Origin of the sequence: Streptomyces montanus (genome assembly GCF_005786655.1) — a bacterium.
Classification (GTDB): domain Bacteria; phylum Actinomycetota; class Actinomycetes; order Streptomycetales; family Streptomycetaceae; genus Streptomyces; species Streptomyces sporangiiformans.
Genome location: NZ_VBZC01000104.1, coordinates 7,864 through 21,022 on the forward strand (window position 1 = coordinate 7,864; position 13,159 = coordinate 21,022).

The following is a 13,159-nucleotide window of genomic DNA, read 5'->3' on the forward strand; positions in this document are numbered from 1 at the left end:
CCCGGAAACGACACTGGCCGCGTTACCGGTGAGGAGATGACTCTCGGTGCCCGTGGGCAGGTCGCGGCCGGTTCCTGATCCGTAGTTCTGGTTGCTGCAGCCGATGAATACGCCGCTGCGACTGCCACGCACCCTGGCCGCATCGATCCCGGCCTGCTCGAACACCTCCCACGACGCCTCAAGCATGAGGCGCTGCTGCGGGTCCATGGCCAGTGCCTCGCGGGGCGAAATGTCGAAGAACGCCGCATCGAACTCATCGGCGGAGTCGACGAATCCGCCTCGCACGGCGGATTCGTCGACAGCCTGGTCGGTGAGGTCCCAACCACGATCGGTCGGGCAGGCGCTGATGGCGTCCTCTCCGCCGGCCAGCAGATCCCACAAGCCGTCGGGCGAGTGGACGCCACCGGGGTAGCGGCAGGCCATGGCCACGATGGCGACGGGTTCGGCAGCCGCGTTCACCAGCTCGTCGTACTCCCTGCGCAGCCGCTCGTTCTCGAGCATCGTTGCGCGAAGGGCTTTGACGACTCGTTCCTCGGACGTGGCCATGCTCAGCTCCACAAATTGTTGCTTCGGCTTCGGCGGACGATGTGTGCGGGGTGGACGTGCTCAACCGTCGAGATCGCCCAAGGCCAGCTCCACGAGTGCGTCGACATCCATCGTGCGGATGGCTTCGCCGTCTTCGGGGAGGGACTCCGGGACGGCATCCGTGCCCTCCTGCTCGGCGAGGGCCAGGATCGCCTCCAGCAGGCCGCTCTCCTTGAGCTTGGAGACAGGGACGGCGGCGAGCTTCCTTCGCACGGCGGCCTCGTCCGCACCGGTCGAGGACAGCCCGTCCTGTGGTGCTGCCGGAACCGCGTCCGGGAAGAGTTCGGCATAGAGCTGGTCGGTGAGGGCTGCGGGGGTGGGGTGGTCGAAGACGAGGGTGCTCGGTAGCCGCACCCCGGTCTCCGCACTCAGCTGGTTCCGCAACTCCACCGCGGTCAACGAGTCGAAGCCCATGTCACGAAACGCCCTGCCCGACTCCACACTCCACCCCCTGGCATGCCCCAACACCGCAGCCACCCGCTGCCCCACCAAATCCGCCACCACACGCCGCCGCTCCACCTCCGGCAACCCGGACAACCGCACCGCCCAGCCCTCGCCGACACCCGAGGCCTCTCCCGCCTCGCCCCCGCTCATTGCCCGCGCCTCCGCCAGGCCACCCAGCAAAGGGCTCCGCCGACCACTGGTGAACACCGACGCAAAACGTTCCCAGTCGATGTCGGCGACGGTGACGGTCGTGTCGCCCAGCTCCAGGGCGCGGGTGAGGGCGAGCAGGGCACGCTCGGGGGCGAGAGGGAGCAGGCCACGGCGGCGCAACAGGGCCTGCGCCTCGGGCGCGGCCGCCATCCCCTCGCCGTCCCACGGTCCCCAGGCGAGAGCGGTCCCGGTCAGGCCCTGCGCCCGCCGGTTCTCGATCAGCGCATCCAACTGCGCATTCGCCGCCGCATACGCGGCCTGCCCACTACTGCCCCACACTCCGGCGATCGAGGAGAACACCACGAACGCCGACAACTCCCGATCACGGGTGAGCTCGTCGAGATGCGCGGCACCGGCCGCCTTGCCCGCCAGCACGTCGGACAGACGATCCGGGGTCAAGGCGCCGATTACGTCGTCGTCCACCACACCTGCCGCGTGGAAGACCGCGTCGATGGGGTGGCGGGCCAGCAGGTCGGCTACCGCCTCGCGGTCGGCGACATCGCAGGCCTCCACGACTGCCTGGGCGCCCAACGTCCGTAGCTCGTCTGTGAGTTCATGCGCTCCGGGCGCGTCCGGGCCGCGTCGGCTGGTCAGTACCAGCTCGGCCGCGCCCTGTTCGGCGAGTTGGCGGGCCAGTCGCGCCCCCAACGCCCCGGTGCCACCGGTGACCAGCACCCGCAGGCCATCCGCCCTCCACGGCTCCGCCGGAGTTACATGGTCTGCGGGGGTGGCATGGTGCAGGCGACGGGCCAGAATGCGGGAGCCGCGAAGAGCGACCTGGTCCTCCGCACCGCCGGCCAGCACACCCGCCAGCGCCACCAGGGTCTCCTCTTCCACCCGGGGTGGCAGATCGACCAGACCGCCCCAGCGCTCCGGGAACTCCAAAGCGGCGACGCGGCCCAGACCCCACACCCCGGACTGCCCCACCTCGACGACCCGGTCTGCTCCCGCAGCCGCCACTGCACCCCGGGTCAGCACCCACAACCGGCCTGCCCCATCGGCATCGGCCAACACCGCCTGCACCAGCGCCAGGGCCGCCTCCGGCCCCTCAGCCGGAGCCAGCACCCCCTCCACCGCAGCACCCGCCATTACGGAGGCCATCACGCGAGCAAGCTCCGCGCGGTCCGCACCAAGCGGATACTCCACCCGCTCCAGGCCCGGGCACCACTCCTCAAAGCCCGTCAGCACCTCCTGGGAACCGGAGGGCTGAAGCAGCAACCAACGGCCCTCCAGACGACCGGACGGCAGATTAGCCACCCGCTCCCAGGCCACCCGATACCGCCACGCATCCACCGCCGAGCGTTCCGTGCGCTGCCGCCGCCAAGCCGACAACACCGGCACCACACCCGCCAACGCCTGCTGGTCCACACCCAGCACACCCGCCACCGCATCCGCGTCCTCGCGCTCCACCGCGGCCCAGAAACCCGCCTCCGCCACATCAGCCACCACACCCGATGCCTCCGCGCCAGCAGGCTCCGGCCAAAACCACTCCCGCTGAAAGGCATAGGTGGGCACAGCCACCCGACCGGCCCCGGTGCCTTCGAAGACGACAGGCCAGTCGACACCGACACCATGAACGAAGGCCGTTGATACGGCCGACAGGAGAGCCTTGGCCTCGTCACGATCCTTACGCAGGGCCGGCACGAAGACGCAGTCAACTCCGTCGTCGGCAAGGCAGGCCTGAGCCATGGCAGTCAACGTCCCGTCCGGACCCAACTCCACAAACCGGGTCACCCCATGCTCGGCCAGCCACGCCACCCCATCGGCGAAACGAACCGCCTGACGCACATGCCGCACCCAGTACTCCGCCGACCCCAACTCCCCCACTCCGGCAGCCTGACCAGTCACATTCGACACCACCGCCAACCGCGGCGGCTGGTAGGTGACGCTCTCGGCGACCGTACGGAACTCCTCCAGCATCGGCTCCATCAACGGCGAGTGGAACGCATGACTCACCCGCAGGCGAGACGTACGGCGTCCCTGCTCGGCGAACTCCTTCGCGACCTGCGCCACGACCTCCTCGGCCCCGGCGATCACCACCGACCGCGGACCGTTGACCGCCGCAACCGACACCTCAGCATCGCCGCCTTCCAGCAGCGCCGCGACCTCGTCCTCGGCCCCCTCGACCGCGAACATCGCCCCACCGGAAGGAAGTTGCTGCATCAACCGACCACGCGCCACCACCAAACGGCACGCATCCTCCAGCGAGAACACCCCCGCCACATGCGCCGCCGCCAGTTCGCCGATGGAATGCCCGACCACGAAATCGGGACACACACCCCACGACTCCACCAGCCGGAACAGCGCCACCTCCACCGCGAACAACGCAGGCTGCGCCCACTCCGTACGATCCAACGCCTCCGCGTCCGCGCCGAAGACCACGTCCCGCAACCCGTCGACATGCGCGCACACCGCGTCGAACGCCTCCGCGAAGACAGGGAACGCCTCGCACAACTCACGCCCCATACCCAGGCGTTGCGCCCCCTGACCGGAGAACAGGAACGCCGTCTTGCCCTCGGACACAACCCCCTGCACGCCGCCCTCACCGCAAGCCAGAGTCTCCAGCCCGGCGACCAGCGCCTGCCGGTCTGCGCCCAGCGCCACCGCACGGTGCTCAAAAGCAGTACGCGTCGTGGCCAAGGACAGGCCCACGTCCAGCGGATCGAGCTCGGGATGCGCCTCCGCATGGGCCAGCAGCCGACCCGCCTGCGCCCCCAGCGCCTCCCTGCTGCGCGCACTGACCACCCACGGCACCACCGGCAGCACACCTGGTGCACCGGCAGACTCTGACGCCGTCTCCTCCTCGGGTGCGGCTTCGAGGATCACGTGCGCGTTCGTGCCGGACAGACCGAACGACGACACACCCGCCCGACGTGCACGCCCCAACTCAGGCCACACAACCGGCTCGTTCAACAACCGGACAGCACCCGCCGACCAGTCGACATGCGAAGACGGCTCACCCACGTGCAACGTCCGCGGCAGCGCCCCTTCCCGTATGGCCAGCACCATCTTGATCAGGCCTGCCACACCGGCGGCGGCCTGGGTGTGACCGAGGTTCGACTTCACCGACCCCAGCCACAACGGCCGCTCCTCGGGCCGGTCCTGCCCATAAGTGGCGATCAGCGCCTGCGCCTCGATCGGATCACCCAGCGCCGTCCCCGTCCCATGCGCCTCCACCGCATCCACATCCGACGCCGACAACCCCGCACTCGCCAACGCCGCCCGAATCACCCGCTGCTGCGAAGGACCATTCGGCGCCGTCAACCCGTTCGACGCACCATCCTGATTCACCGCCGAACCGCGCACCACGGCCAGCACCGGATGGCCATGACGGCGCGCGTCCGACAACCGCTCCACCAGCAGCACACCCACACCCTCACCCCACCCCGTACCATCCGCACCCTCCGCGAACGCCTTGCACCGCCCATCCGCCGCCAGCCCACCCTGCCGACTGAACTCCACAAACGCACCCGGCGTGGACATCACCGTCACACCACCCGCCAGCGCCAGATCACACTCACCCGCACGCAACGCCTGAACCGCAAGATGCAACGCCACCAACGACGACGAACACGCCGTATCCACCGTCACCGCCGGACCCTCAAGCCCCAACACATACGACACCCGACCCGACGCCACACTCGCCGCATTACCCGTGCCTATATAGCCCGCGAAATCCCCACCCGAAGCAGCCAACAGCGCCGGATAGTCCTGACCGTTCGTCCCCGCGAACACCCCCGTCCGGCTGCCCCGCAACGACCGCGGATCAATCCCCGCCCGCTCCACCGCCTCCCACGACGTCTCCAACAACAACCGCTGCTGCGGATCCATCGCCAACGCCTCACGCGGCGACACCCCGAAAAACCCCGCATCAAAACCACCCACACCAGCCAGAAAGCCACCACACCTCGTGGCGCTGGTGTAGGAACCGTCGATATCAGGACCGCAGAGAGCGTCGAGATCCCAGCCCCGGTCGTCGGGGAAGTCGACGATGCCGTCCCCACCCTCCGACAGCAGCCGCCACAACCCCTCCGGAGAATCCACACCCCCCGGGAAGCGACACCCCATCCCCACGATGACGATCGGGTCGTTCCCCATGCCCGTCGCGTCGGACGTCCTCGGCTGTGCCGTCGGCGACACGACCGTGCCGCCGAGCAGGGACAGTTCGTCGAGCAGCAGCTCCACGACGGCGGCCGGAGTCGGATGGTCGAAGACGAGCGTGGCCGGCAGCCGCAGACCGGTGCTCCGGGCGAGCGTGTTGCGCAGTTCCAGGGATGTCAGCGAGTCGACGCCCAGGTCACCGAAGGCGCGTTCGAGGTCGACGGTGGCGTCGTGGCCGTGACCGAGGACGGTCGCGACCGCAGTGCGGACGGTGTCGTGCACGATGGACCGGCGGTCCTTCTCGGGCAGCTGGGCGAGGGTGTCGCGGAACCGAGCTGATGTGCCGGCTCCGGCGGCCGCGGCCTGCCGGAGGTGAGTGAAGCCGGCCAGTGCACGCAGCACGGTCGGCACGTTCGCCGGATCCTCGCGGAGGGCGGGGAGGTCGATGCGTACGGGCAGGGGAAGTCCCGCGGGACGGTCCATGCACCTGTCGAAGAGGGTGAGCGCGGTGTGGGTGGGCAGCGCCCGGACGCCGCCTCGGGCGATGCGGCCGCGGTGCGGACTGCCCAGTCCTCCCGTCATCGCGCTGTCCTCTTCCCACAGTCCCCAGCCGATGGCGACGGCGGGCCGGCCGGCGGACCTGAGGTGAAGGGCGAACGCGTCGAGGAAGGCGTTGGCGGCCGCGTAGTTGCCCTGGCCGGGACCGCCGAAGGTGGCGGCGGCAGAGGAGAACAGGACGAACGCCGACAGTCCGAGGTCCCGGGTGAGCTCGTGCAGGTTGACGGCGGCGTCCGCCTTCGGCCGGAGGACGGCGGCGAGGCGCTCCGGTGTGAGCGATGTGATCACGCCGTCGTCGATCACGCCTGCCGCATGCACGACCGCGCCCAGTGGGTGGTCCGGCGGGACGGTGGCCAGCAGGTCGGCCAGTGCGTCGCGGTCGGCCACGTCACAGGCGGCCACGGTGACCCGCGCCCCCAAGTCCTCGACGGTGCGGATGAGTTCCGTCGCGCCGGGCGCGTCGGCGCCTCGGCGTCCGGCCAGCAGCAGGTGGCGTACGCCGTGCTCGGTGACCAGGTGCCGGACGACGGCGGCGCCCACGGTGCCGGTTCCACCGGTGACGAGGACGGTCCGTTCCGGGTCGAAGGACGGAATCGGGCCGTGCGGCTCGGACCGGCTCCGGGAGTGGCCGAGTCGGGGTACCAGTACAAGGCCGTCCCGCAGGGCGCTCTCGGGCTCGTCGTACCGCAGTGCCTCGGCGATCTCCTCGGCGGTGAGGTCGTCCGCATCCGTGCCCGTGCCCTTGTCCAGCAGCAGGAAACGCCCGGGGTTCTCGGACTGTGCGGACCGTACGAGTCCGCGAACGGAGGCCGCCGGCAGGTCCCGCACCGTCTCGTCGGGCAGCGCGGCAACCGCACCCGAGGTGACGAGAGCCAGGCGGGAGCCGGCGAAGCGCTCGTCCGCGAGCCACCTGTGCAGGAGTTCCAGTGCCTGCGCGGCGGCCTCGTGGACAGCTGCGGCCAGTGCGGTGCCGTCACCCGGAGCAGGGGTCGTGCGCCAGGGCACGGCGACGAGCTCGGGGACCGGAGCACCGTCTTCGACAGCGGCCAGCAGGTCGTCGAGTCCGCCGTACACGGCGACGTCCGCCGGGGCGTTCTGGACCGGCCCCTTGGGGCGGATCCACTCCACGGTGAAAAGGTCGTCTCCGTCCGCGCCCGCGTCCGCGTGCGCGGCGGCCGGGAGGTCGGTCTCGGAGAGCGGCCGCACGGTCACCGCCTCGGCCGTCAGGACGGAGGCGCCCGTCTCGTCCGCCAGCTCCAGTGTCAGCGCACCGTCACCGTCCGGGTTCGGCGCCACCCGTATCCGTACGGACTCGGCGGCGACCGCGCGCAGGGTCAGGCCCGACCAGAGGGATACGTGGGGAGCTGCGTGACCCAGCGCGGGCAGGGCCAGCAGGCCCGCTTCGAGCAGGGCAGGATGCACGGTGAACCGGGCGGCGTCGACGCGCTGCGCCTCGGGCAGCACGGCCTCGGCGAACAGTTCGTCACCGCGTCGCCAGACAGCTGTCAGGCAGCGGAACGCCTCGCCGGGGGCGACGCCCTGGCCCTCCAGGGTCCGGTACATCTCGTCCACCGCGACGGGGGCCGCGCCCGGCGGGGGCCAGGCGCCGAGATTCGTACCGGGCTCGGCGTCACTCCGTGCCGTGGCGTCCGTGAGGAGACCCCGTGCGTGCCGGGTCCAGGGGTGATCCTGGTCCTGGTCCTCTTCCCCTGCCTCGGCCGGGCGGGAGTGGACGGTGAAGGACCACCGGCCGTCCTCACCCTCAGGCTCCACCACGGTCTGGAGCTCGACGGCCGCGTTCTCGGGGAAGGACAGCGGTCGCTCGACGGTGAGTTCGGCGACGTGGTGAACGCCCATGTGCCGACCGGCGTGCAGGGCGAGGTCGGCGAAAGCGCCGGAGGGCACCACGGCGGTGCCGAAGGCCGTGTGGTCGGCGAGCCAGGCGTGCGTACTGCGCGAGAGGCGGCCGGTCGACACGACGGCGGACGACTCTGCCAGGGTGATGGCCGCGCTCAGCAGCGGGTGGCCGGTGGTGCGTGTGGGGCCGCTCTGGTCCGGGTCGAGCCAATAGCGGCGCCGCTGGAACGCGTACGTCGGCAGGTCGACGGCCGGCCGGTCGCCGGGGATGACGGTCGGCCAGTCCACGGCAGCACCGTGTGTGTGCAGTCGGCTGACGGCGGTGAGCAGGGCCGTCGGCTCGTCGCGGTCCTTGCGCAGGGCGGGGACGAAGACGCGGTCGTCGCCGTCCGGCACACACGTCTGCGCCATGGCGGTCAACGTGGCATCCGGACCCAGCTCCACGAACCGGGTCACCCCGTGTTCCGCCAGCCACGCCACCCCGTCGGCGAACCGGACCGCCTGACGCACATGCCGCACCCAGTACTCCGCCGACTCCAACTCCCCCACGCCAGCGGCCTGACCAGTCACGTTCGACACCAACGCCAACCGCGGCGACTGGTACGTGACACCCTCGGCGACCGCCCGGAACTCCTCCAGCATCGGCTCCATCAACGGCGAGTGGAACGCATGACTCACCCGCAGACGCGACGTACGACGCCCCCGCTCCGCGCACTCCTTCGCAACCTCCGCCACCACCGCGTCCACACCAGAAATCACCACCGACCGCGGACCGTTGACCGCCGCGACCGACACCTCGGCCCCCCGGCCCTCCAGCAGCGCCCCGACCTCGTCCTCAGACGCCTCCACCGCGAACATCGCCCCGCCATCAGGCAGTCGCTGCATCAACCGGCCCCGCGCCCCAACCAGAACGCAGGCATCCTCCAGCGAGAACACACCCGCCACATGAGCGGCCGCCAGTTCGCCGATGGAATGCCCCACCACGAAGTCCGGCCGTACCCCCCACGACTCCAGCAGCCGGAACAGCGCCACCTCCACCGCGAACAACGCAGGCTGCGCCCACTCCGTACGACCCAACACCTCCGCATCCGCACCGAAGACCACGTCCCGCAGCCCACCCACATGGACACAGACGGCATCGAACGCGTCAGCGAAAACCGGGAACGCCTCGTACAACTCACGCCCCATACCAAGGCGTTGAGCCCCCTGCCCTGAGAACAGGAACGCCGTCTTGCCACCGCTCCGCGCAGAGCCGCTGACCAGACCGGCCGCCGACTCGCCGGACGCCAGCGCCTCCAGACCGGCCACCAGCGCCTGCCGGTCCGCGCCCAGCACCACCGCACGGTGCTCGAACACCGAGCGAGTGGTGGCCAGGGACCGGGCCACCGCGTGGTCGTCCTCCACCCCATGGGCTGACAGGTGCAGCAAGAGTTTCCGGGCCTGCTCCGACAGCGCCTCCGGGCCCCGCGCGGTCAGCAGCCACGGCAGGACAGGCAGCAACGGGGCGTCCGAAGCTCCCTCGGCCGATACTCGCTCGGCAGCCGCTTCCTCGGCCTCGGCCGGTACCGGCGGCGCTTGTTCGATGATGACGTGGGCGTTGGTACCGCTCACGCCGAAAGCCGACACACCCGCGCGGCGCGGGCGGCCGGGGTCCTGCCACTCGACCGGCTCGGTGAGCAGACGAACGTTGCCCTCCGTCCAGTCGACGGTGGTGGAAGGGGCGTCGACGTGCAGGGTGCGCGGCAGCCTCTGGTGGCGCATGGCCTGCACCATTTTGATGACGCCGCCGACGCCGGCGGCGGCCTGGGTGTGCCCGATGTTGGACTTGAGCGAGCCGAGCCACAACGGTCGGTCCCCTGGCCGGTCCTGGCCGTACGTCGCCAGCAGCGCCTGCGCCTCGATGGGGTCGCCGAGGGTGGTGCCGGTGCCGTGCGCCTCGACCGTGTCCACGTCCGCCGGGGAGAGGCCGGCTGCCGCGAGGGCGGCGCGGATGACGCGTTGCTGCGCCGGCCCGTTGGGCGCGGTGAGTCCGCTGCTCGCGCCGTCCTGGTTGACGGCCGATCCACGGACCACGGCGAGGACCTCATGGCCGTTGCGCCGGGCGTCCGAGAGGCGTTCCAGCAGGAGCATGCCGACGCCTTCGCTCCAGCCGGTGCCGTCCGCCGCGTCCGCGAAGGACTTGCACCGGCCGTCGGCGGAGAGTCCGCGCTGGCGGCTGAACTCGAGGAAGGTCACCGGTGTGGACATGACGGCGACGCCGCCCGCCAGCGCGAGGTCGCACTCGTCGCCCCGCAGCGCCTGGACGGCCAGGTGAAGCGCGACCAGGGACGAGGAACAGGCCGTGTCCACGGTGACCGCGGGGCCTTCCAGCCCGAACGTGTAGGAGATGCGTCCGGAGGCGATGCTGGCCGCGCTGCCGTTGCCCAGGTAGCCGTCGAGTCCAGCGGGCGGCTGGGTGAACCGCGTGGCGTAGTCGTTGTACATCACGCCCGCGAAGACGCCGGTCGCGCTGCCCTTCAGTTGGGCAGGGCGCAGCCCGGCACGCTCCATGGCCTCCCAGGCGGCCTCGAGCAGCAGCCGCTGCTGGGGGTCGGTGGCGAGTGCCTCCCGGGGCGACATGCCGAAGAAGTCCGCGTCGAAGTCGGCGGCGTCGTGCAGGAAGCCGCCCTCGCGGGTGTAGCAGGTGCCGGGGCGGCCCGGATCGGGGTCGTAGAGTCCGTCGAGGTCCCAGCCTCGGTTGTCGGGGAAGCCGGTGATGCCTTCCGAGCCGGAGTCGACGAGCTGCCACAGGTCCTCGGGCGTGCGGGCCCCGCCGGGGTAGCGGCAGGCCATGCCGACGATGGCGATGGGTTCGACGGCCTTCGACTCGATCTGGCGCAAGCGGCTGCGGGTGCGTTTCAGGTCCGCCGTCACGCGCCGCAGGAAGTCGTCAAGCCTGGCCTCGCTCACAGATCGGTTCCCTTCAACAGCTGGCGCAAGGTCTCGTCCAACGAAAGGCTCGGGACCTCGCCGACAACGAGGGGTGGGTGACGGCCCGTCAGACACAGGCGGCGCCGGTCGGCGAAGTCCGGATCAGCGGGGGGGGGAGGGGACTGATCCGGCCGCCGTTCGCGGCGCCACCCTGCGCTCGATTATGCGGACGCCCTCGGAGGGCGGTGACCTGCGCCGACCGGCTCTAAGAGAACCACTAACATTGGCCGCTCCCATCCCGAGGCAGAGACTCACGGACGGCAGAGACTCACAGAGGGGCAGAGCCCCTGGCTGCTGTGACTCACAGAAGGCAGAGACTCACAGACGAAGGGCTCCCTGAGTCACCGGAGGCAGGAGCCCCTCACCCGCGGCGCGTTCGAGGAGTTCTGTCACCGCCGCGTAGCCCTCCTCCCCCAGGCCGGCGGTGAACGAGTTCACGTACAGGTCGATGTGCTGGCCGATGACCGCCGGCGCCATCTCCTGCGCGTGCTCGGTGACGTAGTCCCGGGACGCGTCGGGCGCGTCCCACGCGAAGCGCACGGAGGAGCGGATGGCCTCGGTCACCTCCGCGATCCGGCGCTCGCCGAGGGCACGCCGGGCGACGATCGCGCCGAGGGGTATGGGCAGGCCGGTCCGTTTCTCCCACTCCTCCCCCATGTCGGCGAGGCAGTGCAGGCCGTACCGCTGATAGGTGAAGCGGGCCTCGTGGATGACGAGCCCCGCGTCGACGCGGCCGTCGCGGACCGAGGGCATGATGTCGTGGAAGGGCAGGACGACGATCTCCCCGACGCCGTCGGGGACGGCGTGCGCGGCCCACAGCCGGAACAGCAGATAGGCCGTGGATCGGGTGCTGGGCACGGCGACCCGGGCGCCGGACAGGTCGGCGGGTGCACCCGGTTCCTTGAGCAGGACGAGCGGGCCGCAGCCACGGCCGAGCGCACCACCGGTCGGCAGCAGCGCGTAGTCGTCGAGGATGTACGGCAGCACACCGTACGAGACCTTGAGCACGTCCAGGGACGCCTCCTCGGCCACGCTGTTCGTGATGTCGATGTCGGCCAGGGTGACGTCCGTCTCGGGTGCTCCTGGTAGCAGGCCGTGCGTCCAGGCGTGGAAGACGAAGGTGTCGTTGGGGCACGGCGAGTGTGCCAGGGTCAGTCGTTCGTGTGTTGTGGCCATTTCAGTCATGCGGTCGTTGGCCTCTCTTGTCGCCGCGTGCGGGTCTTCTCTTGTCGCCGCGTGCGGGTCTTCGCGCCCGCGCCGCCCGATGCGGGCTCCTCGACCGGCGCGGGTCAATTGCGGGGCAGGGTCGCCCCGTTCCAGCGAACCCGCTCCGGGTGTGGGGTTTTCCCCAGACAGACATCGGCCAGCATGGAGGGGCGTCAGCGGGTGCCGGTCCGCGGCATGCGCCGGGTCGGCTTCCGGAGCGCGCCGGTTGTCGGACCGACCCGTCCGGCCCCGCTCCTGCGCGGCACACGTGGCCGGTTCTCCATGACCTCGTGCGGCAGCCCGGACGGTCCGGGGTGCCGCCGGGTCCCGAACAAGGCCGACAGACGAGCCACGTCCCCGGAGGCGTGCTCACACTCACCAGGTGTGCCGTCAGGCACCGACCGAGGAGGTTCCCGGTAATGGACGCTGGGCTCAAGCGCGAGCTGGAGGACAAGGTCCTCGCCGGCGAGCGGCTGTCCCGCGAGGACGGCCTCGCCCTGTACGAGTCGGACGACCTGGCGTGGCTAGGTGGTCTGGCGCATCATGTGCGCACGCGCAAGAACGGCGACGTCGTGCACTTCAACGTCAATCGCCACCTCAACATGACGAATGTGTGCACGGCGTCGTGTGCGTACTGCTCGTTCCAGCGGAAGCCGGGCGAGAAGGACGCGTACACGATGCGCATCGAGGAGGCCGTCCGCCTGGCCAAGGCGATGGAGAACGAGAACCTCACCGAGCTGCACATCGTCAACGGCCTGCACCCGACGCTGCCGTGGCGCTACTACCCGCGGTCGCTCTCCGAGCTGAAGAAGGCGCTGCCGAACGTCTCGCTGAAGGCTTTCACGGCCACCGAGATCCACCACTTCGAGACGATCTCGGGCCTGTCGGCGTCGGAGATTCTGGACGAGCTGATCGAGGCGGGTCTGGAATCGCTGACCGGTGGCGGTGCGGAGATCTTCGACTGGGAGGTGCGGCAGCACATCGTCGACCACCGCACCCACTGGGAGGACTGGTCGCGTATCCACCGTCTCGCGCACGCGAAGGGTCTGAAGACCCCGTGCACGATGCTCTACGGCCACATCGAGGAACCCCGCCACCGCGTCGACCACGTCCTGCGGCTGCGTGAGCTGCAGGACGAGACCGGTGGCTTCCAGGTGTTCATCCCGCTGCGCTACCAGCACGATTTCGTGGACATGCAGGACGGCAAGGTCCGTAACCGCCTTCAGGC

The 13,159-nt window shown here is 70.4% G+C and carries 4 protein-coding genes; 1 reads left to right on the top strand and 3 read right to left on the bottom strand.

From position 1 onward, the window contains the following. From FE633_RS49050 to FE633_RS44830, 3 genes are all read right to left on the bottom strand, one after another. On the bottom strand, positions 1–558 hold a 558-nt coding region (locus tag FE633_RS49050; RefSeq protein WP_425473327.1), incomplete at its 3' end, for a beta-ketoacyl synthase N-terminal-like domain-containing protein. Between the two features lie 48 nt (positions 559–606). Then, complete coding sequence (locus tag FE633_RS44825; protein WP_212747350.1) at positions 607–10,704, bottom strand: type I polyketide synthase; 10,098 nt, start codon at positions 10,702–10,704, stop codon at positions 607–609. Between the two features lie 339 nt (positions 10,705–11,043). After that, complete coding sequence (locus tag FE633_RS44830; RefSeq protein WP_425473328.1) at positions 11,044–11,901, bottom strand: 1,4-dihydroxy-6-naphtoate synthase; 858 nt, start codon at positions 11,899–11,901, stop codon at positions 11,044–11,046. A gap of 449 nt (positions 11,902–12,350) precedes the next feature. Between FE633_RS44830 and FE633_RS44835 the strand changes: the two genes are divergently transcribed. Then, positions 12,351–13,159, top strand: an 809-nt coding sequence (locus FE633_RS44835) for a radical SAM protein (RefSeq protein WP_138050920.1), incomplete at its 3' end; no start/stop codon positions are given.